Consider the following 25,110-nt stretch of genomic DNA (forward strand, 5'->3'; position numbering starts at 1 on the left):
CGTGACAAGGCGGCACGGGCAGTCCAGGATTCATCCCGACTGGTGGGCGGCGCTCCTGGTCGTTGTCCTCGTCGCGGTGACGCTACTGGCTGGTGCACAGTTCTCCGGGTCATTCCATTCCTATGTGCCGGTGACACTCTTCTCGGAACGGGCCGGTCTGGTGATGGAGGCCGGTGCCAAGGTCAAGATGCGCGGTGTTCAGGTCGGTCGGGTGGCCCAGGTCGCCGGCGGTGATGATCCGGTCAGCCTCCAGCTGGACATCGACCCTGATGTGATCCGGTACATCCCCGCCAATGTGCAGGCACGCATCGCGGCGACGACGGTGTTCGGTGCCAAGTATGTCGATCTGATCTACCCGAGCCACCCGAGTCCGCAACCGTTGCGGGGAGGGGAGGTGCTCACCGCGCAGAACGTGACCGCCGAGGTCAACACGGTGTTCCAGAATCTCGTGGGAGTGATCGATCACCTTGACCCGCAGAAGCTCAACGCGATCCTGTCGGCGATCGCCGAAGGCGTCCGAGGTCAGGGCGAACGTATCGGCGAAGCCACCACGGCCGCCGATGAAGTACTGCGAGAGCTCAACTCCCGCAGTGACAGCATTCGGGCCGACTGGCGCGCACTCGGGAATTCGAGCGAGGCCTACAGCGCCGCCGCGTCGGATCTGATCGCGTTCCTGGACGCCGCAAGCACCACCAGCACCACCCTGACCGGGCACTCCGCCGATCTGGATTCGTTGTTGCTCAACGTATCTGGCTTTGCGTACTCGGGCATCGGCCTGCTGGGACAGAGCAAGGACAATCTGGTCCGCGCCATCGACGTCCTGGCGCCGACGACCGGTCTGCTGATGGAGTACAACCCCGAGCTGACGTGTTTGATCCTGGGCGGCAAGGTGGTCCTCGACAAGAGTCCGATGGCCGGAAGCAATGGAAAGTCCATCATTGTCGACGCGGCCCTGCTGTTGGGTGACGATCCCTACCGCTACCCCGAAAATCTGCCGATCAACGGTGCCAAGGGCGGCCCGGGCGGAAAGCCGGGTTGCGGCTCGCTGCCCGACGTGGCGGACAACTGGCCGGTGCGAAGGTTGATCGCCAACACCGGATTTGGAACCGGGCTGGACAACCGTCCTAATCCCGGCATCGGTTTCCCCGGCTACGCCGATTACCTGCCGGTGACCCGAGCGTTGCCGGAGCCGCCGATAATCCGCAATCCGGGGGGGCCGGCGCCGGGACCGATCCCGCCGCCGGGATCGCCGCCGTACGGCGCCCCAATGGGCATTCCGGGCGGCGCACCGTGAAGAACCGGTTGTCGGGTGCCGCGTGGCGGCTGGCCGTATTCCTGGTGGTCGGTCTGCTGGGCATGTTCGCACTGGTCTCGATCTTCGCGCAGCTGCGGTTCGGGGACGCTCCGACCTATCGCGCGGTGTTCAGCAATATCTCGGGGCTGAAGAACGGGGATTTCGTGCGCATCGCCGGTGTCGAGGTCGGCAAGGTCAACGCGATCTCGATCCGGCCCGACAATGGCATCCTGGTGGAATTCAGCGCCGAGCGATCGGCGCCGCTGACCCAGGGCGTGCGGGCGGTCGTCCGCTACGACAACCTCATCGGGGGACGCTATCTGGCGCTGGAGGAAGGTGTCGGATCGGTCCGCCGGCTGGAGCCGGGCGATACCATCCCGTTGGGCCAGACGGCGCCCGCCCTGGATCTGGACGCCCTGATCGGCGGCTTCCGGCCGCTGTTCCGGAGCCTCGACCCGGATCAGGTGAACAAGCTCACCGGTCAACTCATTTCGGCCTTCCAGGGACAGGGCGCCACCATTGGGTCCTTCCTTAACCAGACCGCGGCCCTGACCCATACGCTGGCCGACCGCGATCAGCTCATCGGTCAGGTGATCGTGAATCTGGATACCGTATTGGGTTCGCTGGGAGACCAGAATGATCAATTCGCCCGGGCTGTCGATTCGGTATCCGAGTTGGTCAGAGGTCTCGCGGCGCGCAAGCAGGATCTGAGCGCCGCCCTGGCCTATACCGATGCCGCGTCGGGAACGATCGCCGATCTGTTGTCCCAGGCCCGGCCACCGCTGCAGAAGGTGATTCGAGAAACAGACCGAACGGCGGGAATTGTTGTGGCAGATCATGATTACTTCGACGATCTGCTGAAGACACTGCCCGACTCCTATCGGATCATGGCGAGGCAGGGTATCTACGGCGACTTCTTCAGCTTCTATCTCTGCGATCTGGTGCTCAAGGTGAATGGCAAGGGTGGCCAACCCGTCTTCGTCAAGTTGGCGGGTCAGGACACCGGGAGGTGTACGCCGAAATGAGGTCATTCCAGGAACGGAACCGCTACGTCCTCGGTGGCGTCGGAGCGGTGGTTGTCGTTGCCGTCGTGTTGTTGGCCCTCAACTACGATCGGCTGCCGCTGGTCTCCGGGCAGAGGTCCTACTCGGCATTCTTCGCAGAGGCCGGCGGACTGACCGCCGGTGCGGCAGTGCAGGTTTCGGGGTTCGAGGTCGGCGAGGTCGGCAGCATCGTCCTTGACGGCGCGCGGGTGCTGGTCAGCTTCGAGGTCGACAACAAGGTCCGTCTCGGCGATCGCACCGAAGCGGCGATCAGGACCAAGAGCCTGCTCGGATCGAAGGTCCTCGAACTGACACCGCGCGGTGCCGATGAGCAGTCCGGGCCGATACCCGTGGAGAGGACCACGTCGCCCTACCAGCTGCCCGTCGCGCTCGGAGACCTCACGGCGCAGATCAGCGGGCTCGACACCGGTCAACTCTCGGGATCGCTGTCGACGCTCGCAGATACCTTCCGGGACACCCCGCCCGATCTCCAGGTAGCGGTGGCCGGAGTTACCCGGTTCTCCGAGACACTCGACAAACGTGACACGCAGTTGCGCAATCTCCTGACCAACGCCGAGAAGGCGACAACCATCCTCGCGGACCGCACGGGACGGATCGTCGGACTGATCCATGACAGCAATGCGCTCCTGGTGGCGCTGCAGGCCCAGAGCGCCGAATTGGACCAGATCGCACGCCATATCACCGATGTGAGCACTCAGGTCGAAGGTTTCATCGCGGAGAACCGCGACACATTCAAACCGGCACTCGACAAGCTGAACGCGGTCCTGACCATCGTGGACAACCGCAAAGTGCAAGTCCAACAATCGATCAGCGGGTTCTCGAAGTATCTTCTCTCGCTCTCGGAGTCGTTGGCGTCCGGACCTTTCTTCAAGGCCTACCTCGTCAACCTGCTACCTGGCCAGTTCATCCAGCCGTTCGTGGACGCAGCCTTCTCCGATCTGGGTCTGGATCCGCATGTGCTGCTGCCCTCGCAGCGCACCGACCCGCAGATCGGACAGCCGGGGACGCCGGCACTGACGGTGCCCTTTCCCAGGACCGGGCAGGGCGGAGGCCCCAATCTGACTCTGCCCGATGCGATTACCGGCCGGCCGGGTGATGCCCGGTACCCGTACCGCGAACCACTGCCCGCACCGGCGCCGGGTGGGCCGCCGCCGGGACCGCCGGCGGCAGCCCCCACATCGGAGTCCGGACAGTGAACGCCGGCAGAGCCACTGTCCGCATGGCTGTCGCAGCTGTTCTGGTCGTTGCCCTCATCGCTGGCCTGGTCACGGCGACCCGGCCGGCCCCGATTGCCAACCGCACCAATGTGACCGCCTACTTCGACAACAGCAACGGTTTGTTCGTCGGCGACGACGTGCGAATCCTCGGAGTGCCGGTTGGTTCTGTCACGACGATCGAACCGCAGCCTTCGCGCGTGAAGGTCACCTTCTGGCTGGACGGCAGATACAAGGTGCCGGCGGAAGCCAAGGCGGTCATCCTGTCGCCCTCCCTGGTGACTGCGCGCGCGATTCAACTGACCCCGGCGTACACCAGCGGATTGGCGTTGTCCGACGGCGCGGTGATTCCCCGGGAGCGCACGGCGGTACCGGTGGAGTGGGACGATGTCCGTGTCCAACTGCAGCGCCTGACCGAGACGCTGCAACCCGCCCCCTCGGACGGGGTGAGCCCGCTGGGGGCGCTGATCAACACCGCGGCAGACAACCTGCGCGGTCAGGGTGCGAACATTCGCGCCACGGTGATCGGTCTGTCGCAGGCGATCTCTGCGTTGGGAGATCACAGCACGAACCTGTTCGGGACCGTCCGGAACCTGTCAATCCTGGTGACTGCCCTGCAGGACAGTTCGGAATTGATGCGGCAACTCAATCAGAACCTGGCGTCGATCACGGGTCTGTTCGCCAACGATCCCGACGAGATCGAGAACGCCGTCCGTAACCTCGACGACGTCCTTGGCGGTGTGCGTGACTTCGTCTCCCAGAACCGGGAGTCGGTCGGGACTACCTCCGACAAGTTGGCATCGGTGTCACGGGCCCTCACCGACAGCCTCGATGACATCGAACAACTGCTGCATGTCACACCGACGGCTCTGCAGAATTTCGTCAGCATCTATCAGCCTGCGCAGGGCACGCTCAGCGGCGCTCTTTCGATCAACAATCTGAGTGATCCGATCAGTTTCATCTGCGGGGGGGGTGCAGGCGGCGGCACGTTTGGGCGCCGAGCAGTCGGCCAAGCTGTGCGTGCAATACCTGGCGCCGATCGTCAAGAATCGCCAGTACAGCTTTCCACCCATCGGCGTGAACCCGATCGTCGGTGCCAGCGCGCGCCCCAACGAGGTCACGTACAGCGAGGACTGGATGCGTCCGGATCACGGGTTGTCCGAGCAGTCCCCGGCGGATGCGCAGCCACCCGCCGAGGTGCGCAGCACCGACCCCGCGGCAGGGCTCGCCGGAATGCTGGTGCCCCCGGGAGGCGGAAGGTGAAAGATATTGTGCACCAGTCATATATATGCCGGATCTTGGCGATCATGGTGACGGCCGGGTTGCTGTCGGCTGGGTGTGGCTGGCGTGGGCTGAACTCGCTGCAGTTGCCGGGTACGGAAGGAAAGCAGCCGGGCGCGTTCACGATCCAGGCCCAATTGCCCGATGTGAGCAACATCCAGCAGAACTCGCGTGTCCGGGTCGGTGACGTGAACGTCGGTAACGTGACGAAGATCGAACGGCAGGGGTGGCACGCGTTGGTCACCATGGTGCTCAACGGCAACGTGGACCTGCCGGAGAACGCGACCGTGGCAGTCGGTCAGACCAGCCTGTTGGGTTCGTTGCACCTCGAGCTCGCCGCACCGGTCGCAGTTCCCGCCGAGGGCAGGCTGCACGACGGATCGGTGATCCCGTTGTCGGCGGGAGGCGCGTATCCGTCGACGGAGCAGACGTTAGCGGCCGTTTCCCTACTGCTCAACAACGGTGGAGTTGGTCAGATCCAGGACATCACAAGGACTTTCAGCACCGCGTTCGCCGGTCGAGAGAACGATCTGCGCAGCTTGATCGTCGAACTGGACAAGTTCATCGGCTACACGAACCAGCAGACCGGCGACATCATCGGTGCCACCGAGAGGTTGAACAGCTTCGTCGGGCAGTTGGCCGGCCAGAAGCCGATCGTGGACAGGGCCCTGGAAGCCATCCCGGATGCACTGGCACTCCTTCAGGATGAGCGGGCCGACTTCGTCGATGCCGTCGATCAATTGGGCAAGTTCAGTGCACTGGCGGCAGATTCGGTGAACCAGACCAAGGCCACACTGGTGCATGAACTCGAGGACATCGGACCGGTGCTGCAATCGCTGGCCGACGCCGGGCCGGCGCTTACCCGTTCCCTGAGCTTCTTCAGTGTCTATCCGTACGTCAAGGAGATGCTGCCGAAGTGGGTTCGGGGTGATTACGCGAACCTGACAGCTGTCATCGACCTCACACTGAACCGGCTGGATTCGTCGTTCTTCACCGGAACTCGATTCGAGGGACACCTCACCAACGTCGAGATGCAGTGGGGCCGCACTATCGGACAACTGCCCAGCCCGTACACCGTGGGCAACCCACTGGTGGTTCCTTATCGTCTGGATCAGGGGCGATAAATGATCCTGACCAAGCGAACCCTGTTCCAGATCGCGTTCTTCGTGGTGATAACCGTGGTCAGCGGAACGATCATGATCTTCGACTACATGGGCCTGCCGAACCTGATTTTCGGGTCTGGCCACTACACGGTGACGGTTCAGTTACCTGCCGCGGCCGGCCTGTACGAGACCGCGAACGTGACCTATCGCGGCACGGAAGTCGGCCGCGTACGAAAAGTGCACCTTTCCGATACCGGGGTGGACGCGGTTCTGTCGTTGAGGTCGGGAATCGACATTCCCGGCGACGTGGACGCCCAGGTGCACAGTCAGTCCGCGGTGGGCGAGCAGTTCGTGGCGCTGATACCGCGTGGCCCGGATGGACCACCGTTGCGCGACGGCGACGTAATCCCGTTGAGCCGCAGCGCAGTTCCGCCCGATATCGGCGAAATGCTGGATGCGGTGAACACCGGTCTCACGGCCATCCCGGACGACGATCTGAGGACCGTCGTCGACGAGAGTTACACCGCGGTGGGTGGCCTGGGCCCGGAGATCGCCCGACTGGTCAAAGGATCAACGACGCTGGCGCTGGACGCCCGCCGCAACCTGGATGCGTTGATGTTGTTGATCGACAACGCAGGACCGGTTTTGGAATCTCAGTCGGACAGCGCGGATTCGCTGCGGGCGTGGGCGGCCAATCTCGCGTCGATCACCCGTCAGTTGAAGACCGAGGACTCCGCGGTGGCCGGTGTGCTGGAGAAGGGGCCAGCTGCCGCCGACGCGGCGCGCCAACTGTTCGATAGGATGGACGTCACGCTTCCCGTGGTATTGGCGAATTTGGTGAGCGTGGGCCAAGTTGCGATCACCTACCAGCCGAACATCGAACAGATCCTGGTCCTGGCGCCCCCGGCGGTCGAGGTGGTTCAGGGCTCGGCGCTGACAAATCGGAATGCCACCGGCCCGTACCGGGGCGCGTTCCTGAGCTTCAACCTGAACATCAACCTGCCGCCGGCGTGCACCACCGGATTCCTGCCGGCCGCGCAGGTGCGCGTTCCTAGCCTGACCGACTACCCGGAACGGCCGGCCGGTGATCTGTACTGCCGGGTGCCGCAGGACGCGATGTTCAATGTGCGCGGCGCCCGTAACCTGCCGTGTGAAACCCGGCCCGGCAAGCGGGCCCCGACGGTCAAGATGTGCGAGAGCGACGAGAACTATGTGCCGCTCAACGACGGCTACAACTGGAAGGGTGACCCCAACGCGACGCTGACCGGACAGTCTGTGCCACAACCACCTCCGGGCACGCCGGGTTCCACGGCGACACCCCCTGCCGCTGCCGCTCCGGACTCGCCGAACGTGGCAAGCGCCGTCTACGACCCGGCCACGGGACGGTATGTCGGGCCGGACGGGAACGTGTATGTCCAGAGTGACCTTGCTCCCGGGAGTACGGGCGGCCGGACATGGCAGTCCATGCTGTTGCCGCCGGAATCGCGCTGAGCCGGCCGACGGGAGCTACAGTTCGGCGAGGCGGGGGACCGACTTGCGGGCGCGGAGCCCGGCGCCGGCCTTGCGACTCAATTCCCGTGAGCTGCCCAGCAATCCATCCAGCACCAGGGCGCGTTCGACGTGCACATGCAGGTCGTGTTCGTCGGTGAAGCCGATACCGCCGAGTACCTGCTGACAGTGCTTGGCGGCCAGCAGCGCGGCCTTGCCGGCGGCGGCCTTGGCCAGCATCGCGGTCAGGTCCGGGGACTCCGAGGACGGCAGGCTCAGCGTCGCCTCGGCGCCCTCGATGGCCACCAGGGTCTCGGCCAGCCGGTGCCGGACCGCCTGGAACGACGCGATCGGCTTGCCGAACTGCACCCGGTCCAGCGCATGCTGGCGGGCCAGCGCCAGCATCGCGCGTGCCGAACCGACCAGCCACCAGCCCACGGCCTTTCGGGCTTCACCCATCCGCATCAGCTCACCGTCGGGGACGATGTGCAGCGGCAGACCGCCCAGCGTCGGGTGGTCGACGGGCGTGCGGCTCCACACCACCCAGTTGCCGCCGGTGTAGGGCACCGGCGGGGTGCCACCCGGTTCTGCGCCGATGGTCTCGAGTAGCACGTCATTGAGAACCGAAGCGTGCGAACCCGTTTCGCCCAGCAACCGGAACACCAGCGGGATCGCGAGATCCGGCACCTCGGAGAGCATGTCGGCCCACCCGAGGTCGGCCAGCGCTGCGTCGAGCTCCGGTCCCGAGGCCGACAGCATCGCCTTGCGCAGTCCGTCCTCGAGCAGTTCGAGGGAATCGGCATCCAAGCTGGTCATGTCATTCCTTACCGAGGTCCAGCAGACGGCGGGCGATGATATTGCGCTGAACCTCGGCGGTGCCGCCGTAGATGGTGGCCGCGCGGGAGTACAAGTACTCGGTCCGCCACGGGCCGTCCTCGAGTTCGATCACACCCGGCATGAGACTGCGTGCGGTGTCGTAGAGGAGCTGCTCGGCGCCGGCCAGCAGCACCTTGTCGACCGAGGTGTCCGGGCCCAGCTTGTGGCCGGCGGCCAGCCGGTGCTGGGTCGCTCGGGACCGGCAGCGCAGCGTGTGCAGCGCCAGATACACGTCGCCGAGTTGATCGTCGATGGCGGCGCCCTGGATCGCGGTCTCGCGGACCAGATCGTCGAATCTCGAGTACAGGTAGGCGATCCGCTGCCAGAAGCACGTCGAGCGTTCATAGGGCAGCAGGTCCATGGCCAGCTGCCAGCCGTCGCCCGGCTTGCCCAGCATGCGGGAACCGTCGACCACGACGTCGTCGAAGTACACCTCGCAGAATTCGTCGACGCCGTGCATGGTGTGCAGCGGACGGACGGTGATTCCGGGGGAATCCACGTCGACGAAGAACGCCGTGATGGCTTGATGATTCGGCGTCGAGGCATCGCCGGTGCGGGTCAACAGGATGCACCGGTGGGAATACTGCGCGAAGCTGGTCCACACCTTCTGGCCATTAATGATCCAGCGCTCGCCGTCCTGCACCGCGCGCGTCGTGAGCGAGGCCAGGTCGCTGCCGGAGCCGGGCTCGGAGAACCCCTGGCACCACTGCTCGGCACCCGAGAGCAGCTTGGGCACCATCTCGGCGGCGAGTTCGGTTGGCGCGTAGTCGATCATCGTCGGAGTGAGAACTTCGAGCATCGAATACGGGCCGGGCTCGGCCAGCCGGCGACCGACGATCTCCTCGCCGACGATGGCCCGCAGGATGTCCGGGCCGCCGAGTCCGCCGGCGTGTTCGGGCCAGCCGTACCGGCCCCAGTCGGCGTCGTAGAGCGCCTTCTGGACGCGGGCGAACTGATGCATGTGACCGGCCAGGGACTCCGTGGCATCGTCTTCCGGTGCGGTCAGATCATTCTCGTCCAGCCAGGCCCGCAACGCCTTCCGGAACTCGGCGGGTTCATGCAGATTCGTCATCCGGCTTCGGGCCTGCCGATCGCGTGCGGACGCCCGTGGTCGTGATCTCCACTGCGCCGGATGAACGTCATGGCACGGGTTTTCAGCCGCCAGCCGTCCGCGGTGCGCAGGTAGGTGTCGCGGTAGTAGCCGATGCGCATGTCGTGCTTGGAATGCTCGATGAAGCACAGCGGCTGGGTGCCGCTGGCCTCATCGGCGCCCTCGACCAGATCGACGAGCGCGGTGCCGGTCATGAACAGACCCTTGGGCGCGGCGTCGACGAGCACGGGGAAGCGGTTGAGCGTGTAGGTGTCGCCGAACGCACTGTAGGTGCCGTCCGGCGTGAAAACACTGACCAGTCCGTCGACGTCACCCTGGGTGATGGTGACCGCGTACTTGGCCAGCAGCTGCTGGATCTCGACGAGATCATCGGTCCGTGTTGGCGTCATTCCTGAAAACCTTTCCGCCCTTCATTACAAAGTTAACACGCTGTGTAACGGTGATGTCCTCGAGCGGGTCACCCGGCACGGCGATGATATCGGCCAGCTGGCCCTCGGCAAGACGTCCCCGGTCGGTGACGTTGATCAGGTCGGCGGCCACCGTGGTGGCCGCGCGCAGGACCGCCGCGGGCGGCATGCCCCACTCGACCAGGGTGACGAGTTCGTCGGCGTTCCGACCGTGCGGGATGGCCGGTGCATCGGTGCCGACGGCGATCTTGACCCCGGCCTCGTAGGCGGCCTTGATCGACGTCTCGGCCTTGGGGAACATCTGGGCGGCCTTGTCCTGCAACACCTTCGGCGCCTTCGAAACGTCCATCGCCTGCGCCAGCCGGCGGGTGGTCACCAGGAAGCGGTCGTTGTCGACCATCATCTGGATGGCCTCGTCGTCCATCAAGAACCCGTGCTCGATGCAGTCGATGCCGCACGCGACGGCGTGCTTGACGGCCTCGGCGCCGTGGGTGTGGGCGGCGACCCGCAGTCCGCGCCGGTGCGCCTCGTCGACGATGACGCGCAACTCCTCGTCCGAATAGTGTTGGGCGCCGGCCTCTCCGGTGAGCGACATGACGCCGCCCGAGCAACAGACCTTGATCAGCTGGGCGCCGTGCTTGATCTGGTAACGCACCGCCTTGCGGATCTCGTCGACCCCGTTGGCGATGCCCTCCTCGATGGTCAGCTCGAGCACGCCGGGCATGAACGCGGCGAACATGGTGGGATCCAGGTGCCCGCCGGTGGGGGTGATCGCGTGTCCGGCGGGCACGATGCGCGGCCCGTCGATCCACCCGGCGTCGATCGCCTTGCCCAGCGCCACATCCAGCAGGTAGCCGCCGGTCTTGACGAACAGCCCGAGGTTGCGAACGGTGGTGAACCCGGCGCGCAGGGTGCGACGGGCATTGCCGACGGCGCGCAGCACCCGGGTGGGCGGATCGTCCTGGACCTGGGACAACCCGGGGTTCTCGCCCCGACCGCCCATCAGGAGGTTGACCTCCATGTCCATCAGGCCGGGCAGCAGGATCGCGTCGCCGAGATCCAGAATCTCGCCCTCGGGCTCTCCGCCGATACCCACGATCCGGTCGTCCTCGACACGGACGATGCCGGGGCGAATGATCTCCCCGGCATCGACGTCAAGCAGTCCAGCTGCTTTCAAGAAGATCAACTCAGACCACCGGCTCCCTCACGATTTCGACCCAGGCCGCGCCGCTGTCGAGCACGCGGGGCTGCTTCCAGACCTCGACCGGGAAGCTGACCATCACCACCGATTGCATCAGATGCATCAGGCGCTTGGCGTCATCGGGCATGTCGTGCAACGGGAATCGCGCGTCGAGGTACACCATGACGTCCTCGAGCCGGGTCATCCCGACGTCGTAGAGGTCCTGCATCTCCTCCATGGACGAGGCCAGCCGCTTGGCGTAGCGCTCGGGCTCGGTGGCCAGGATCCAGTCGCTGAACCGCTCGAGGTCCGCGAATTCGGCCGGCAGCAGTCGGGTATCGGTATCAGACATTCGCTTCTTCTTTCTCGTCCGGCTTGCTCACGTGGCTGTAGGGGACGCCTTCGCCCGCCTTGAACGCATCGACGTACTTGTGCGCGGTGTGGTGCAGGTGGCGGAGCAGGATCTCCTGGTCGCACAGCGGGAAGTCGGTGACCGCCCGGGTGCCGATCTGGGTCTGGGTGGCCTCCAACGTGTTGGCGTCCTGCAGCGCGTACTCCTTGAAGGTCACCGCCGCCAGCTCCTGGGAGAGCCGTTGACGGGTGTTCTTCGGCGGCACGAAGTACAGGTTCGCCTCGAAGATATGCGAGTCCACGCCGGTGGGCCAGTAGTTGTAGGTCAGGTACCAGCCCGGGACCCACAGCAGCAGGGTCCAGTTCGGGAAGAACTCGAAAGAGTCCTGGCCCCAGGTCTTCTGGCGGGCCGGGTTGACGGCCGGCGGCAGTTCGTCGGGCAGGATGCCCTTGATGTCGGGACGGTCCCACGGCCCGAACAGACCCGAGTGCAGGATGCGCTCGATCGGCTTGACCATGTTGAGGTCCTTGGGCGGGCTCATGCCACCCCAGGACGAGATCATCGAGTGCTGGTCCTTGATGTCGTAGTGCAGCGCCTCGAAGCCGACCTTGGCGAGCTTCTCGGCCTCCTCCTTGGTCGCCTGCTTCATGTGCAGGATCGGGGCGTGGTAGAACTCGACGAACGCGTCGATGAACAGCTTCCAGTTCGAGTTGACCGTGGCGCGGTAGCTGTAGACCTCGGTCATCTCATGGAACGGGTAGCCCTTCAGCCCCTTGCCGAATTCGCCCATGGAATCCTCGAGCGACTCGGCGTCGTCGTCGAAATTGACGAAGATGAAGCCCTCCCAGACCTCGCAGCGCACCGGCTTGAGCGGGTAGTCGGCCTTGTCGACGTCGAAGAACTCGTCCTCCTGCTGGATGAACGTCAGATCGCCATTCTGTGCGTACCGCCAGGCGTGGTACTTGCACGTGAACTGACGGCAGCTGCCGGAGACCTCTTCGCCCGGGTAGTCGTTCCACACCAGCTTGTTGCCGCGGTGCCGGCACAGGTTGTAGAAGGCGCGCACGACGCCCTCTTTGTCCTTGTTGACGATGATCGACGTGCCCGGGCCCACGGACGGCATCTCGCGGGTGAAGTAGCTGCCGGCCTTGGGCAGCCGTTCGACGCGTCCGACGTGCAGCCAGGTCTTGCGGAAGATGGCCTGCTGCTCGAGTTTCCACTGTTCGGGATCGATCGAGTCGGTGTAGTCCACGGGTGCGGTGCCGAGTTCGGGCCAGTTCTCGGTCCAACTGCCCGCTTGGGGCTTCGGGAAGTGCGCCATGTGTCGTTCCGTTCTCTAGTGGTGTTCGAGCTGTACTGCCAGAGCTGTGGTTCGTGGGGGCCTTCGCGGGGACCCGTAGTCGCTGTGACGCCCCGGCCCTCTCGATGGTGAGAATCATATTCTCATATCCGGATAACAGATTTCCAGAAACTTGCCGATTGGTCAACGTCGCCGGTCCGGAAAAGTTCGGTGGACGCCGCGGCCGAACGGGCGCGGCCTGCGAAAACCCGCGCCCAACTGCGGTGAAAGCGTCGGCGGATATTGATTCTCACACTGAGAGAAGCTAGTTTCGCTATTGCGAGAACGTTGTGGGGACTACGTGGCAAACCGCCTCCGGCCGCGTACGGTCTGCTGTACGAGGACTCCACGGTGGCAGCTCCAGGACGGAAGGGATACAGGCATGAACAAGGACGACATGATCCTGATCAGCGTCGATGACCACATCATCGAGCCGCCGGACATGTTCAAGAACCACCTCCCGGAGAAATACAAGAACGAGGCGCCGCGGCTGGTGCACAACCCCGACGGCAGTGACACCTGGCAGTTCCGCGACACCGTCATCCCCAACGTGGCGCTCAACGCGGTGGCCGGCCGGCCCAAGGAGGAGTACGGCCTGGAACCGCAGGGTCTCGACGAGATCCGCAAGGGCTGCTACGACGCCGCCGAGCGGGTCAAGGACATGAGCGCGGGCGGCGTGCTGGCCACCATGAACTTCCCGTCGTTCCCCGGGTTCGCCGCCCGGTTGTTCGCCACCGACGACAGCGAGTTCTCGCTCGCGCTGGTGCAGGCCTACAACGACTGGCACATCGACGAGTGGTGCGCCAGCCATCCCGGCCGGTTCATTCCGATGGCACTGCCCGCGATCTGGGATCCGAAACTGTGTGCGCAGGAGATCCGCCGGGTGGCGGAGAAGGGCGTGCACTCGCTGACCTTCACCGAGAATCCCTCGACGCTGGGCTATCCGTCGTTCCACGACGTGGAGTACTGGACGCCGATGTGGGATGCGTTGGTGGAGACCGAAACCGTGATGAACGTGCACATCGGATCGTCGGGCAAGCTGGCGATCACCGCGCCCGACGCGCCGATGGACGTGATGATCACCCTGCAGCCGATGAACATCGTCCAGGCCGCCGCCGACCTGCTGTGGTCCGCGCCGATCAAGAAGTATCCGACGCTGAAGATCGCGCTGAGCGAGGGTGGCACGGGCTGGATCCCCTACTTCCTGGACCGGGTGGACCGCACCTACGAGATGCACTCGACGTGGACGCACCAGGACTTCGGCGGCAAGCTGCCCAGCGAGGTGTTCAAGGAGCACTTCATGACCTGCTTCATCTCCGATCCGATCGGCGTGAAGAACCGTCACGAGATCGGCGTGGACAACATCTGCTGGGAAATGGACTATCCGCATTCGGATTCCATGTGGCCCGGCGCGCCGGAGGAACTCATGGCGGTCTTCGAGACCTACGACGTCCCCGACGACGAGATCAACAAGATCACCCACGAGAACGCGATGAAGCTCTACCACTTCGAGCCCTTCAAGCACATCCCGAAGGAGCAGTGCACCGTCGGGGCGTTGCGCAATTCCGTTGCGGGCCATGATGTCTCCATTCAGGCGTTGAGCCACAAGGACAAGGTGGGCACCACGTTCGCCGACTTCGCCGCCAGCGCCAAGGAAATTTCCGGCGCCCGGTAGTAGTGACAAGCACGCGGACGCCGGCGCGGCCACCCGCGCCGGCGTTCCGGACTGTTCGAGATAGGAAGCACGTATGTCTGGCGGAATGAGTTTCGAGCTCTCCGAGGATCAGGAACTGATCCGCAAGTCGGTGGCCGAGCTGTGTGGCAGGTTCGACGACCACTACTGGATGGAGAAGGACCAGAACCACGAGTTCCCCCGGGAGTTCTACGACGCCATCGCCAAGGGCGGCTGGCTGGGCATGACCATCCCGGAGGAGTACGGCGGGCACGGCCTGGGCATCACCGAGGCCACCCTGCTGCTCGAGGAGGTCTCGCGGTCCGGCGCGGCGATGAACGGCGCCAGCGCGATCCACCTGTCCATCTTCGGGATGCAACCCGTCGTCAAGCACGGCTCAGACGAACTCAAGGCCGCCACCCTGCCCCGGATCGTCGACGGCGATCTGCACGTGTGCTTCGGCGTCACCGAACCCGGTGCGGGACTTGACACTTCACGCATCACCACGTTCGCCAAGCGGGAGGGCGACCACTACCGCGTCAACGGGCGCAAGGTGTGGATCTCCAAGGCCCTGGAGTCGGAGAAGATCCTGCTGTTGACGCGGACCACGCCCTTCGACGAGGTCACGAAGAAGACCGACGGCATGACGCTGTTCCTGACCGACCTCGACCGCGACCACGTCGACATCCGGCCGATCAAGAAGATGGGCCGCAACGCGGTGAGCTCCAACGAGGTGTTCATCGACGATTTGATCGTCCCCGTCGAGCACCGCGTCGGCGAGGAGGGCCAGGGCTTCAAGTACATCCTGGACGGGCTGAACCCCGAGCGGATGCTGATCGCCGCCGAGGCGCTCGGCATCGGGCGCGTCGCGCTGGAGAAGGCCGTCAAGTACGGCAACGAACGCGTCGTGTTCAACCGGCCGATCGGGATGAACCAGGGCCTGCAGTTCCCGCTGGCCGACTCGCTGGCCCGACTGGACGCCGCCGAACTGGTGCTGCGCAAGGCCACCTGGCTCTACGACAACGGCAAACCCTGTGGGCGCGAGGCGAATACGGCCAAGTACCTGTGCGCCGACGCCGGCTTCGGGGCGGCCGACCGGGCCCTGCAGTTGCACGGCGGCATGGGCTACTCCGAGGAGTACCACGTGTCCCGCTACTTCCGCGAGTCGCGCCTGATGAAGATCGCCCCCGTCAGCCAGGAGATGATCCTGAACTTCCTCGGCGAGCACGTCCTCGGACTGCCCCGTAGCTACTGATGACGAAACCCGGTCCGGCGCCGTTGGCCGGCATCACGATCGTGGCCATGGAGCAGGCCGTCTCGGCTCCCATGTGCACCCGGGTGCTCGCCGACTTCGGCGCTCGGGTGATCAAGGTGGAGAACCCCAACGGCGGGGACTTCGCCCGCGACTACGACGACGTCGTCAACGGTCCGGGTGGCCTCGCCGCGCATTTCGTCTGGGCCAACCGCGGCAAGGAGTCGGTCACCCTCGACCTGAAATCCGATGCGGGGATGGACATCCTGCACCGCCTGCTCGACGGTGCCGACGCGTTGGTGTCCAACCTCGCGCCCGGTGCGACGGCCCGGATGGGTATCGGACCGGAGGACCTGCGCCGTCGGCACCCGAACGTGATCGCGCTCGAGATCGACGGCTACGGCCCGGGCGGGCCCCTGTCGCACAAGCGCGCCTACGACCTGCTGGTGCAGGCCGAGTCGGGGACCTGCGCGGTCACCGGCTATCCCGGCATGCCCGCCAAACCCGGTCCGCCCGTCGCCGATATCTCGACCGGGCTGTACTCGGCGCTGTCGATCATGGCCCTGCTGCTGGGCCGCGCCCGGGGCACCGTCGACGGGGCACCGGCCGTGGCGGTCAGCCTGTTCGACACGATGACCGACATCATGGGCTACCAGCTGACCTACACGCAGCACTCCGGCATCGACCAGCAGCCGCTCGGGATGAGTTCGCCGGCCGTCGCGCCCTACGGCGCGTTCGGCACCCGCGACGGCCAGACCGTGGTGCTGGGCACCACCAACGACCGCGAGTGGCAGCGGGTGGCCCGCGAGATCATCGAGCGCCCGGACCTCGCCGACGACCCGCGCTACGCCACCAACCCCGACCGCTGCGAGCACCGTGACGAACTCAACGCCGCGATCGAAACCTGGTGTGCCGAGCATGATCTCGTCGACATCCAGAAGATCGCCGACGCCGCGGGGATAGGCAACTCCCGGTACAACGTGCCCAGCGAGGTGGTCGCTCACCCGCACCTGCGGGCCCGGGACCGGTGGCGGCCCGTGCAGACACCCAAGGGCGAGATCTCCGCGCTGCGGCCACCGCCGGTGATCACCGGATTCGAGCAACCCATGGGCGCGGTGCCCGGACTCGGCGAGCACACCGACGGCGTCCTCGCCGGACTCGGGCTGAGCCACGACGATATCGCGGCCCTGCGCGCACAAGGCGCCATCGGGCCGACCTACCAACGAACGGAGTAGCAGATGCGGGAGACAGTGATCGTCGGTGCGGTGCGCACCCCGGTGGGCAAACGCAACGGCGGACTCGCCGAGCAGCACGCCGCCGATCTGTCCGCCGTCGTCCTCAACGAACTGGCGGCTCGCACCGGACTGGACCCCGACATCGTCGACGACGTGGTGTGGGGCTGTGTGTCGCAGGTCGGCGACCAGTCGTCCAACATCGGGCGGTATGCCGTGCTGGCCGCCGGCTGGCCCGAACACGTGCCCGGCACCACGGTCAACCGCGCCTGCGGATCCAGCCAGCAGGCACTGGATTTCGCCGTTCAGGCCGTGATGTCCGGTCAGCAGGACGTCGTGGTGGCCGGCGGTGTCGAGGTGATGAGCCGGGTGCCGTTGGGCGCGGCCCGCGCCACCGGGATGCCGTACGGCCCGAAAGCGCTTGCCCGGTATGACGGTTTCCAGTTCAACCAAGGCACTGGCGCCGAGATGATCTGCGAGAAATGGGGTTTCGATCGGACGGCGGTCGACGAGTACTCGGTCCGGTCGCACGAACTGGCGGCCGCGGCCCAGGACGCCGGTGCGTTTCGTGATCAGATCGTCCCCGTTGTAACAGGGAACGCCACCGACGGCGGTGTCGTCGACGCCGACGAGGGCATCCGGCGCGGCACCACGGTCGAGAAGCTGGCCGGGCTCAAGCCGGCGTTCCGCGAGGACGGAATCATCCACGCCGGCAACTCTTCCCAGATCTCCGACGGGGCGGCCGCCCTGCTGGTGATGACCGCGGAGAAGGCCCGCGAACTGGGCATGACACCGCTGGTGCGGTACACGGCGGGTGCCGTGACCGGTGCCGACCCGGTGCTGATGCTCACCGGGCCCATCCCGGCGACGGAGAAGGTGCTGCGCAAGGCGGGGCTGGGCATCGACGACATCGGGGCGTTCGAGGTGAACGAGGCGTTCGCGCCGGTGCCGCTGGCCTGGCTGGCCGAGACCGGCGCCGACCCCGCGCGGCTGAATCCGCTCGGCGGCGCCATCGCGCTCGGTCACCCGCTCGGCGCCTCGGGCGCGGTGCTGATGACCCGGATGATCCATCACATGCGCGACAACGGAATTCGCTACGGCCTGCAGACCATGTGCGAAGGCGGCGGCACCGCCAACGCGACGGTCGTCGAGCTGGTCACCGACTGAGGAATGACGCCGACGTTGTGCGAGTAGCCCACTGCGTGGCTCCTCACCCGACGCCGCTAGACAGGAGAACCCATGCGCCGCACCCTGTTCACCGAGGACCATGAGGCCTTCCGCGAACTCGCCCGCGACTTCATCGAAAAAGAGGTCGTGCCCGCCTACCCGCAGTGGGAGAAGGCCGGCCGGATGCCGCGCGAGGCATTCGAAAAACTCGGCGAGACCGGGATCATGGGGATCACGCTGCCCGAGGAGTACGGCGGCGGCGGCCAGCACGACTACCGCTACAACGTCGTGCTCCAGGAGGAGGCGGCGCGCGCGCTGGTGACGCTGTCGACGGTGCGCACCCAACTCGAGGTGATCCTGCCGTACTTCCTGCACTACGCCAACGAGGAGCAGCGCAAGCGTTGGTTCCCCGGGCTGGCGGCGGGCACCCTACTGACCGCGGTCGCGATGACCGAACCGGGCACCGGCTCCGATCTGGCCGGGGTGCGCACCACCGCGAAGCTGGAGGGCTCGGGGAAAGACGCAGTGTACGTGCTCAACGGTGCCAAGACGTTCATCACCGGCGGCATGCAGGCCGACCTGGTCGTCGTGGTCGCGCGCACGTCGACGGACGCGGAGAACCGGCGTAAGGGGTTGACGCTGTTGGTCGTCGAGGACGGCATGCCCGGCTTCGAGCGCGGCCGCGAGTTGGAGAAGATGGGCTGCAAGGTGCAGGACACGGCCGAGCTGTCGTTCACCGACGTGCGGGTGCCGATCGCCAACCGGCTGGGGGAAGAGGGTGAGGCGTTCTCCTACCTCGGTCACAATCTGGCTCAGGAGCGGCTGACCGTCGCCGTCGGCTCGGTGGCCCAGGCCCGCTCGGCAATTGGAGCGGCCATCGAATACACCAAGAGCCGCAAGGCTTTCGGCACGCCGGTCGCGTCGTTCCAGAACACGAAGTTCGAGCTGGCGGCGTGTTCCACGGAGGTCGAGGCGGCACAGGCGATGCTGGATCAGGCCGTCGCCGAGCACGTCACCGGTGACCTGTCCGGGGCCGATGCGGCGCGGGTGAAGCTGTTCTGCACCGAGGTGCAGGCCCGGGTCATCGATCGCTGCTTGCAGCTGTTCGGCGGTTACGGCTACATGATGGAGTACCCGATCGCCCGGCTGTACACCGATGCGCGGGTGGCCCGCATCTACGCGGGCACCTCCGAGGTGATGAAGGTGATCATCGCCAAGTCCCTCGGCCTCTGACCGCCGCGTCGCGGCCCGCCGCCGGGCGCGCGGTTTCGTTGACGACACGCGGCGGCGGTCGCGGATTTCGCACGTTGGGCCGCGGCGGCGCTCGGAAGCACTGCAACACCGGAAAGTGACACTTGCCACACCGGCGCAACTAACCTACTGTACGTTCATTAAGTAGGTTCGCCCGTCCGAAGGATCGCCAGCTCCGTGACCTCTGCCAGGCCTTATGCCGCGCTGCTCGCCAAAGGCGAGGACCGTAAGCAACGCATTCTCGAGGTGGCGCAGCGGCTGGTGACCCGCAACGGCTGGCGCAACACCACGCTCTCGCAGATCGCCAAGGAGGCCGGGGTTTCGGCGGCGGGTCTGCTGCACCACTTCGAGTCCAAGGAACAACTGCTGCACGCCGTGGTCGACGCCCGCGACGCCGATGACGACGCCCACGCCGACCGGACCGGCGACCTGCTCGAGCAGTTGGCCCACGCCGGCGAGCGGGTGGAGCGGGCTCCGGAACTCGTCGGCACCTACTCGGTGCTGCTCGTCGAGAACCTGATGCCCGACGCGCCGCTGCACGACCGTCTGCTGGCCCGCCAGCAGGCGGCGATCCAGATCGTGACGGACCTGATCAAACGTGGCCAGGACGCGGGCCGCTACCGAAACGACTTCGACGCGGCCATCAAGGCCGTGCAAATTGTGTCCCTCGTCAACGGATTGGAAATCTCATGGCTGCTGGATCCATCGGTGCCGCTCGCGAAAACGATACGGGAGTACGCGAATTCGCTGATGCGGGAGTTCGCCCCGGACGCAACATCATGAGGTACCGCCTGGATGTCGTCGCGCCCACCGTCATCGAGGCCGTCCGCGCCGCCGGCGGCTGGATGTTCGACCGGGTGATGGCGGGCTGGGACGTGCGGGTGCTGGTGACCGACGGACACGACGACCGCGCCCTGCAGATCCTCGGCGCGGACGGAGCCGACCTCGAAGCGGTCCTGCAGCTGGGCGCCGAGGGTGAGCATCCGCACGCCGTCGCGGTGGCCGCCGATCTGTACGGCAAGGACAGCCGGATTCGCGACGGTGTGCGGCTGGCGCTGGAGAGCGGTCAGACCGAGGTGACGCTGTGGGGCGAGAGTTGGCCGGCCGAACTGGACCGCGGCATGGTCGGTTCGGTGGAACATCGGCTGTCGGTGGCCGCCCGCGCGTTCAAGGCCCAGGCGCTGGCGAGCCTGGAAATCGCTGACGCACAGGGCGATTCGGTGTCGAGCATCGAGATCTTCCGGTCGGGTAGCCGGGCCTGCTGCCCGGAGGCCGCCGACCTGGTGCCCGCCAGCTGAGCACCTGCCGCGGGGTGGTCACGGCGCGGTGTGCTGCTTCGCTGCCTCCCGCGCCACACGTTCGTCGTGGATGCGCACCAGTTCCCGGAAGCCGAGGCGGTGGTACTGCGGCACCGGTTGAATTCCCCACTGGTCCCGCGCGGTGTCCTTGCCCTCGGCTCCCTCGGGCGGGCCGAACGCCGGGTAGGGCACCTTGCATTCCAGGGTGTCGTCGGAGTAGCGGACCTTGAGCAGTTCGCTGCAGATCTGGGTGAGGCTCAAGGTCGGGTAGCCGTAGTAGATGGCCATGAACGGCAGCGTGAAGGCGCCTTCGATGACGAGTGCGACCAGGCAGACCAGCACGGCCCGCTTGATCCACTTGTGCATGCGGGCGTAGTACGGCGTGGTGCCGGGCGGCAGATCCTCGGTGACCTCGGGTGTGGTGGTCATGGTGTGCTCCTCAATGCTGTTCAGTCGGAGAAGATTTCACGGTTCACCGTGTGCAGATACGGGATAGCGAGGAACGGCGTGATGTAGAAGATGTCGTAGAGCCACCAGCCGATCACCGGGAACACCACCCCGGCGTAGCGCACGTCGGCGAACATCGTCATGTTGAACACGTACACGCACCAGATGAGCACGCCCATCCAGCAGGTGACGATCATCCACTGGTGTCCCCAGCGCTTCATCTGGAGGAATCCGATGGCGGCGGCGCACCGCATCGTGAAGACGGTGAGGATCATCCCGAACACCATGGACTTCTCACCCGGCCCCGCCGCACCGCCGATCCACAGTTCGTTGTAGTGCCAGAAGTAGCCGCCGTCGAACATGGCGCCCCAGCCGACCATCAGGACGCGGTTGATCAGCGTGTGGTTGGCCACCAGGTCCAGCGCCCAGCCGAGGCTGTTGAGCATGCCGTCGATCAGCACCAGGTAGCCGATCAGCGTGACGATCATCGGCCGCACCGACAGCCCGGCGCGGGCCGCCTGACGCTGCAGCCACACTCCGCGCATGAAGATCGGGAAGCCGATCAGCCCGGGCGCCCACATGCCCATCAGCCCGGCGCCGACGATCATCCACTTGTCGGCGCGGCGCTGCGCCTGCCGGGACTGCTCGTGGTGTTCCTCGAGACCGACCGACACATCGGCGGCGGGACCCGCAGCGGACCGGGCGGAAAACCGGTTCAGCAGAGGAAGATTCACAGCTCCCACCAACCCCGGGCGAACGACATGTAGAGCTGGATCAGGAACATCGCCAGCAGATAGCCGTAGACGACGACCTGCAGGACGATCAGTGCCCTCTTACGTTTCTTCTCCTGTTGGTCGACCATGCCGGATTATTCCTTTCTAGTTCTGACCATCGGCGATGGCGGCAACCGCCACCTCGCGCAGTCCGTCGGTGATGGCGCCGTCGCTGGAGAGCGGCGTGAGGATGCAGGCCTCGGCGGCGTCGAGTTCGGAGGCGCCCGCGGTGATCAACTGCGCGGCGGTGACGAGGACGCGAGTCGAGGGCGGCTCGAAGTGGAACGCGTCGTCGGCGGTCCTGATCGCGGTGGCGCAGCGCACCAGTCGGTGCGCCGTCGGCAGCGCGACGCCGGTTTCGGCGACGATCACCGCGGCCTCCCGGTCCGGCGGCAGATAGCGCATCGGCAGCGTGACGAACCGTTGCCGGAACGAGGGTTTCAGTTCCTTGAGTGAGCTGCGGTAGGCGGGGTTGTAGGAGCACACCAGCATGAACGTCTTGGGTGCCTGGACCACCTGATCGGCGCGGTCCAGGTACAGCGCGCGCCGGTGGTCGGTGAGTGAGTGCAGGATCGCCAGCGAGTCGTGCCGGGCCTCCACGACCTCGTCGAGGTAGCAGATCGCGCCCGCCTTGACCGCGCGGGTGAGTGGCCCGTCGGTCCATCGGACGTCGCCGCCGGTCACCATGAACCGGCCGACCAGGTCGGAGCTGGTCAGGTCGTCGTGGCAGCTGATCGTCACGACGGGCCGTTGCAGGAGCATCCCCATGTGCTCCACCAGGCGGGTCTTTCCGCAGCCGGTGGGGCCGGTCAGCATGACGGGCAGGCGCCGGTGGTAGGCCTGTTCGAACAGCCGGACCTCGTTGCCGTTGGCGAAATAGGTGTCGCTGAAAGTCATTGCGCAACAAGCTCCCGGTGGACGTGGGCGAGGACGCGGGGGAATTCTTCGACACGGCGTATCCGCTGGGATCGCTTGGGCCCGAAGATCTCCGGGAGTGGATCGACCCGGGCGGGGCCGACGCCGACGTAGTACATCGCGACGCCCGCCTCGCGCGCCTCCTCGACCGCGTGCGCCGCGTCAGCCCAGGCGTAGCGGCCTTCGTAGCCCTCGTCCGAGATCAGGCCGTCGCCGATGACGATGAGTAGCCTTCGCTCCGAGGGTTGGGTGAGCAGCCGGTTGGTCAGGTGACGCAGCGGGGCGCCCAGCCTGGTGTACCCTCCCGCGGACAGGCCGAGGCTGCCGGGCGGGACGAAGCGCCGTTCGGGAAAGTCCTTGAGGCAGTTGACTTCAACGCGGTGGCGGGTGTTGCCGGTGAACACGAAGATGCCATGCCGCTCCCGCGCGGTGGTCATCGCCCGCGAGAGGGCGTCGGCGCAAGCCAGTTCCAGCCGGAAGACGCGCCCGCCGTGGACCCCGAGCGACGAGCTGCCGTCGAGCAGCAGTGCGGTGGTGACATCGCGGCCCGCCGGCAGCAGGTCGCGGAAGATCCTCGGTTCCACCGCCGTTCCGGTGGCCAGGTCGATGAAATGGTCGACGTATCGGTCGACGTCGAGGTCCGAGCCGTCCTCGAGCCGGTTCGTCATCGCGCGGTGGGTGTGCTCCTCGAACCACTTCCGCACATCGACGGACACCGGGCCCGGTCTGCCGGGTCGGCCCGGGTGCGTCCGTTCCAGCACGGCGACATGGTCGGGCAGGAAGCTTTGCGTCGAGGCGTTCCACTCCGGATAGGGGATGCCCTGGCGGTGCTCGGGAGTGATGTCCAGGTCGTTGTCGTGCGGCTGGCTCGGCGGCGGCAGGTTGGAGTTGCGGACCCCGCCGTCACCGCCGACCGGCACCGAATGCGGGCGCGGCAGCCGCTTCCGGTTGCTCGTCCACGGCAGCCGGCCGAACGTGCGTCGCAGCTTGTCGGAGGCGCCCTGTGCCGTCGTGTACGCCCGCGGCAATGCGCCCAGCAGCGGATCGACGATCAGCGGCTGGCCGGTACGGGCCAGTGCCACAGCGTCTTCGAGCATCGTCGGCGCATCGGTTCCCGGGTCGGCGGGCGCGAGGCCCGGCAGCAGGCGGCCGATTTCGGTGAGCAACCCCGGCCAGTTCGCCGCGATCCAGCCGAGCGCGACGCGGGCCTCCACCAGGTCCAGGGCGCGCAGTTCGCGCGCCGAGAGTTCGTTGAGGCGGTAGCGCAGAATCCGCTCCTTGGACGGCGAACACTGCAGCGCCACACCGCAGGTCAGGGTTCGGCGCGTCCAGTCCGGCCGCGGCGACGGGTACGGGACGTGCACGGCGTCGAGTGCGGTGCTCAGGCCGAAGCCACGTCGGCTGCCACTGACCAGCCGCGCCGCGGTGCGCCGCCGTTCGCTGAGCGCGACGGCCGTTACGGCGCAACTTCGTTCGAGTGCCATGGCATGCGCGTCGGACTGTTCGGACATCGGGGGGACGCGTTGCTCAGAACGTTCCGATGTTGGAGAACATCCAGTACCAGAACCAGATGACCAGCGCGGTGCCGCCCCACGCCGCCACGTAGCGCAGGATCTCCCAGACCCATCCCATGTCTACCCTCCTTGTTTGATTCACTGATCGAAGTCAACCAATGCGGTCATTGTCGCGTGTCAGTCGGAGAAGATTTCCCGATTGACCGAGTGCAGGTACGGGATCGCGAGGAACGGCGTGATGTAGAAGATGTCGTACAGCCACCACCCGACGACGGGCAGGACCACTCCGGCGTAGCGCACGTCGGCGAACATCGTCATGTTGAACACGTAGACGCACCAGATGACGATGCCCATCCAGCAGGTGACGACCATCCACTGATGGCCCCAGCGCTTCATCTGCAGGAAGCCGATGCCGGCGGCGATCCGCATGGTGAACACGGTGAGGATCAGGCCCACCTCGAGTGCCTTTTCGCCCGGGGCGCCCGCGCCGCCGACCCATAATTCGTTGTAGTGCCAGAAGTAGCCGGCGTCGAACATGTTTCCCCAGCCGTTCAACAGCACCCGGGCCAGCAGGCTGTGACTGGCGACGAGATCGAGCGCCCACCCGACGGTGTTGATGGCGGCGTCGATGATGACGAGGTAGCCGAGCAATGTGACCAGCATCGGCCGCACCGTCAGCCCGTCGCGTTGCGCGCGCCTTAACAGCCAGACGCCGCGCAGGAACAGCGGCAGTCCGAAGATGCCGAGGGCCGCGGTGCCGATGAGCAGGCTGCCGGAGATGAGCCACTTGTCGGCCCGGCGCTGCGCGAGCCGGGACGCCGCCAGATGCTCGTCGAGGCCGGACGCCGCGGACAGCTGAGTCACAGACTGACTATAGTCA

24 protein-coding genes and 1 pseudogene are annotated in these 25,110 nt (G+C 66.1%); 13 read left to right on the forward strand and 12 right to left on the reverse strand.

Annotated features, from left to right (window positions below):
* Position 1 precedes the first annotated feature (1 nt).
* The 6 genes and pseudogenes from U0R18_RS10320 to U0R18_RS10345 all read left to right on the forward strand — a co-directional run bounded on the left by U0R18_RS10320 (position 2) and on the right by U0R18_RS10345 (position 7,447).
* Positions 2-1,294 carry an MCE family protein gene (locus tag U0R18_RS10320; RefSeq protein ID WP_526368072.1) on the forward strand — a complete coding sequence of 431 codons (1,293 nt, stop codon included), beginning with the start codon at positions 2-4 and terminating at the stop codon, positions 1,292-1,294.
* A complete protein-coding gene (locus U0R18_RS10325) occupies positions 1,291-2,319 on the forward strand; it encodes a virulence factor Mce family protein (RefSeq protein WP_526368073.1) in 1,029 nt (342 codons plus the stop codon). Before U0R18_RS10320 ends, U0R18_RS10325 begins: the two co-directional genes overlap by 4 nt.
* On the forward strand, positions 2,316-3,554 hold the full coding sequence (locus U0R18_RS10330; protein WP_526368074.1) for an MCE family protein: 1,239 nt from the start codon (positions 2,316-2,318) through the stop codon (positions 3,552-3,554). Before U0R18_RS10325 ends, U0R18_RS10330 begins: the two co-directional genes overlap by 4 nt.
* 23 nt (positions 3,555-3,577) lie before the next feature.
* Positions 3,578-4,835 (forward strand): annotated as a pseudogene (locus tag U0R18_RS10335) (MCE family protein).
* A gap of 44 nt (positions 4,836-4,879) precedes the next feature.
* Complete coding sequence (locus tag U0R18_RS10340; protein WP_526368294.1) at positions 4,880-5,977, forward strand: MCE family protein; 1,098 nt, start codon at positions 4,880-4,882, stop codon at positions 5,975-5,977.
* A complete protein-coding gene (locus U0R18_RS10345; RefSeq protein ID WP_526368075.1) occupies positions 5,978-7,447 on the forward strand; it encodes an MCE family protein in 1,470 nt (489 codons plus the stop codon).
* Positions 7,448-7,462: 15 nt separating this feature from the next.
* On the opposite strand, the gene U0R18_RS10350 is transcribed toward U0R18_RS10345, so the two are convergent.
* Genes U0R18_RS10350 through U0R18_RS10375 form a run of 6 tightly spaced genes read right to left on the reverse strand, consistent with a single transcriptional unit; the run spans position 7,463 to position 12,691 of the window.
* Positions 7,463-8,260 (reverse strand): acyl-CoA dehydrogenase family protein, encoded by a 798-nt coding sequence (locus U0R18_RS10350; RefSeq protein ID WP_526368076.1) that lies wholly within the window; start codon positions 8,258-8,260, stop codon positions 7,463-7,465.
* 1 nt (position 8,261) lies between these two features.
* A complete protein-coding gene (locus U0R18_RS10355) occupies positions 8,262-9,392 on the reverse strand; it encodes an acyl-CoA dehydrogenase family protein (RefSeq protein ID WP_526368077.1) in 1,131 nt (376 codons plus the stop codon).
* Positions 9,389-9,820 carry a nuclear transport factor 2 family protein gene (locus tag U0R18_RS10360; protein WP_526368078.1) on the reverse strand — a complete coding sequence of 144 codons (432 nt, stop codon included), beginning with the start codon at positions 9,818-9,820 and terminating at the stop codon, positions 9,389-9,391. Before U0R18_RS10360 ends, U0R18_RS10355 begins: the two co-directional genes overlap by 4 nt.
* The gene (locus U0R18_RS10365; protein ID WP_526368079.1) at positions 9,798-11,024 is read right to left on the reverse strand and encodes a metal-dependent hydrolase family protein; all 1,227 of its coding nucleotides are present in this window, start codon (positions 11,022-11,024) and stop codon (positions 9,798-9,800) included. Before U0R18_RS10365 ends, U0R18_RS10360 begins: the two co-directional genes overlap by 23 nt.
* Position 11,025: 1 nt before the next feature.
* The gene (locus U0R18_RS10370; protein ID WP_526368080.1) at positions 11,026-11,370 is read right to left on the reverse strand and encodes a hypothetical protein; all 345 of its coding nucleotides are present in this window, start codon (positions 11,368-11,370) and stop codon (positions 11,026-11,028) included.
* Complete coding sequence (locus U0R18_RS10375; protein ID WP_526368081.1) at positions 11,363-12,691, reverse strand: SRPBCC family protein; 1,329 nt, start codon at positions 12,689-12,691, stop codon at positions 11,363-11,365. The genes U0R18_RS10370 and U0R18_RS10375 overlap by 8 nt, the downstream gene beginning before the upstream one ends.
* A gap of 400 nt (positions 12,692-13,091) precedes the next feature.
* Here U0R18_RS10375 and U0R18_RS10380 point away from each other — a divergent pair, with 400 nt between their 5' ends.
* From U0R18_RS10380 to U0R18_RS10410, 7 genes are all read left to right on the forward strand, one after another.
* Positions 13,092-14,384: an amidohydrolase family protein gene (locus tag U0R18_RS10380; RefSeq protein WP_526368082.1), complete on the forward strand. Its 1,293-nt coding sequence runs from the start codon at positions 13,092-13,094 to the stop codon at positions 14,382-14,384.
* Between the two features lie 73 nt (positions 14,385-14,457).
* Positions 14,458-15,636 (forward strand): acyl-CoA dehydrogenase family protein, encoded by a 1,179-nt coding sequence (locus U0R18_RS10385; RefSeq protein WP_526368083.1) that lies wholly within the window; start codon positions 14,458-14,460, stop codon positions 15,634-15,636.
* Complete coding sequence (locus U0R18_RS10390; protein ID WP_526368084.1) at positions 15,636-16,868, forward strand: CaiB/BaiF CoA transferase family protein; 1,233 nt, start codon at positions 15,636-15,638, stop codon at positions 16,866-16,868. The genes U0R18_RS10385 and U0R18_RS10390 overlap by 1 nt, the downstream gene beginning before the upstream one ends.
* A gap of 3 nt (positions 16,869-16,871) precedes the next feature.
* A complete protein-coding gene (locus U0R18_RS10395; protein ID WP_526368085.1) occupies positions 16,872-18,032 on the forward strand; it encodes a thiolase family protein in 1,161 nt (386 codons plus the stop codon).
* A gap of 72 nt (positions 18,033-18,104) precedes the next feature.
* Complete coding sequence (locus tag U0R18_RS10400; protein WP_526368086.1) at positions 18,105-19,265, forward strand: acyl-CoA dehydrogenase family protein; 1,161 nt, start codon at positions 18,105-18,107, stop codon at positions 19,263-19,265.
* Between the two features lie 195 nt (positions 19,266-19,460).
* A complete protein-coding gene (locus U0R18_RS10405) occupies positions 19,461-20,066 on the forward strand; it encodes a TetR/AcrR family transcriptional regulator (protein WP_526368087.1) in 606 nt (201 codons plus the stop codon).
* Positions 20,063-20,581: a hypothetical protein gene (locus tag U0R18_RS10410; RefSeq protein ID WP_526368088.1), complete on the forward strand. Its 519-nt coding sequence runs from the start codon at positions 20,063-20,065 to the stop codon at positions 20,579-20,581. Before U0R18_RS10405 ends, U0R18_RS10410 begins: the two co-directional genes overlap by 4 nt.
* 18 nt (positions 20,582-20,599) lie before the next feature.
* Here the strand turns inward: U0R18_RS10410 and U0R18_RS10415 are convergent, their stop codons facing one another.
* The 6 genes from U0R18_RS10415 to U0R18_RS10440 form a co-directional block, all read right to left on the reverse strand.
* Positions 20,600-21,010, reverse strand: coding sequence for a hypothetical protein (locus U0R18_RS10415; RefSeq protein ID WP_526368089.1), 411 nt, complete (start codon positions 21,008-21,010; stop codon positions 20,600-20,602).
* Positions 21,011-21,030: 20 nt separating this feature from the next.
* Positions 21,031-21,762, reverse strand: a complete 732-nt coding sequence (locus U0R18_RS10420; RefSeq protein ID WP_526368090.1) for a hypothetical protein — start codon at positions 21,760-21,762, stop codon at positions 21,031-21,033.
* On the reverse strand, positions 21,759-21,890 hold the full coding sequence (locus tag U0R18_RS10425) for a hypothetical protein (RefSeq protein ID WP_526368091.1): 132 nt from the start codon (positions 21,888-21,890) through the stop codon (positions 21,759-21,761). Before U0R18_RS10425 ends, U0R18_RS10420 begins: the two co-directional genes overlap by 4 nt.
* A 16-nt stretch (positions 21,891-21,906) precedes the next feature.
* Positions 21,907-22,698: an AAA family ATPase gene (locus U0R18_RS10430; RefSeq protein WP_526368092.1), complete on the reverse strand. Its 792-nt coding sequence runs from the start codon at positions 22,696-22,698 to the stop codon at positions 21,907-21,909.
* Positions 22,695-24,227, reverse strand: a complete 1,533-nt coding sequence (locus U0R18_RS10435; protein ID WP_526368093.1) for a nitric oxide reductase activation protein NorD — start codon at positions 24,225-24,227, stop codon at positions 22,695-22,697. The genes U0R18_RS10430 and U0R18_RS10435 overlap by 4 nt, the downstream gene beginning before the upstream one ends.
* A 180-nt stretch (positions 24,228-24,407) precedes the next feature.
* Positions 24,408-25,094: a hypothetical protein gene (locus tag U0R18_RS10440; RefSeq protein WP_526368094.1), complete on the reverse strand. Its 687-nt coding sequence runs from the start codon at positions 25,092-25,094 to the stop codon at positions 24,408-24,410.
* Positions 25,095-25,110 lie beyond the last annotated feature (16 nt).

Origin of the sequence: Mycobacterium sp. (assembly GCF_046330795.1) — a bacterium.
Lineage (GTDB): Bacteria > Actinomycetota > Actinomycetes > Mycobacteriales > Mycobacteriaceae > Mycobacterium.

What these genes read in the sequence shown, in the direction of transcription:
- U0R18_RS10435 (WP_526368093.1), bottom strand. Translation starts at nt 24,227, where the DNA reads ATGTCCGAACAGTCCGACGCGCATGCCATGGCACTCGAACGAAGTTGC.
- U0R18_RS10400 (WP_526368086.1), top strand. Translation starts at nt 18,105, where the DNA reads ATGCGCCGCACCCTGTTCACCGAGGACCATGAGGCCTTCCGCGAACTC.
- U0R18_RS10415 (WP_526368089.1), bottom strand. Translation starts at nt 21,010, where the DNA reads ATGACCACCACACCCGAGGTCACCGAGGATCTGCCGCCCGGCACCACG.
- U0R18_RS10395 (WP_526368085.1), top strand. Translation starts at nt 16,872, where the DNA reads ATGCGGGAGACAGTGATCGTCGGTGCGGTGCGCACCCCGGTGGGCAAA.
- U0R18_RS10360 (WP_526368078.1), bottom strand. Translation starts at nt 9,820, where the DNA reads ATGACGCCAACACGGACCGATGATCTCGTCGAGATCCAGCAGCTGCTG.
- U0R18_RS10350 (WP_526368076.1), bottom strand. Translation starts at nt 8,260, where the DNA reads ATGACCAGCTTGGATGCCGATTCCCTCGAACTGCTCGAGGACGGACTG.
- U0R18_RS10390 (WP_526368084.1), top strand. Translation starts at nt 15,636, where the DNA reads ATGACGAAACCCGGTCCGGCGCCGTTGGCCGGCATCACGATCGTGGCC.
- U0R18_RS10340 (WP_526368294.1), top strand. Translation starts at nt 4,880, where the DNA reads ATGGTGACGGCCGGGTTGCTGTCGGCTGGGTGTGGCTGGCGTGGGCTG.
- U0R18_RS10430 (WP_526368092.1), bottom strand. Translation starts at nt 22,698, where the DNA reads ATGACTTTCAGCGACACCTATTTCGCCAACGGCAACGAGGTCCGGCTG.
- U0R18_RS10380 (WP_526368082.1), top strand. Translation starts at nt 13,092, where the DNA reads ATGAACAAGGACGACATGATCCTGATCAGCGTCGATGACCACATCATC.
- U0R18_RS10345 (WP_526368075.1), top strand. Translation starts at nt 5,978, where the DNA reads ATGATCCTGACCAAGCGAACCCTGTTCCAGATCGCGTTCTTCGTGGTG.
- U0R18_RS10375 (WP_526368081.1), bottom strand. Translation starts at nt 12,691, where the DNA reads ATGGCGCACTTCCCGAAGCCCCAAGCGGGCAGTTGGACCGAGAACTGG.
- U0R18_RS10425 (WP_526368091.1), bottom strand. Translation starts at nt 21,890, where the DNA reads ATGGTCGACCAACAGGAGAAGAAACGTAAGAGGGCACTGATCGTCCTG.
- U0R18_RS10410 (WP_526368088.1), top strand. Translation starts at nt 20,063, where the DNA reads ATGAGGTACCGCCTGGATGTCGTCGCGCCCACCGTCATCGAGGCCGTC.
- U0R18_RS10370 (WP_526368080.1), bottom strand. Translation starts at nt 11,370, where the DNA reads ATGTCTGATACCGATACCCGACTGCTGCCGGCCGAATTCGCGGACCTC.
- U0R18_RS10355 (WP_526368077.1), bottom strand. Translation starts at nt 9,392, where the DNA reads ATGACGAATCTGCATGAACCCGCCGAGTTCCGGAAGGCGTTGCGGGCC.
- U0R18_RS10385 (WP_526368083.1), top strand. Translation starts at nt 14,458, where the DNA reads ATGTCTGGCGGAATGAGTTTCGAGCTCTCCGAGGATCAGGAACTGATC.
- U0R18_RS10330 (WP_526368074.1), top strand. Translation starts at nt 2,316, where the DNA reads ATGAGGTCATTCCAGGAACGGAACCGCTACGTCCTCGGTGGCGTCGGA.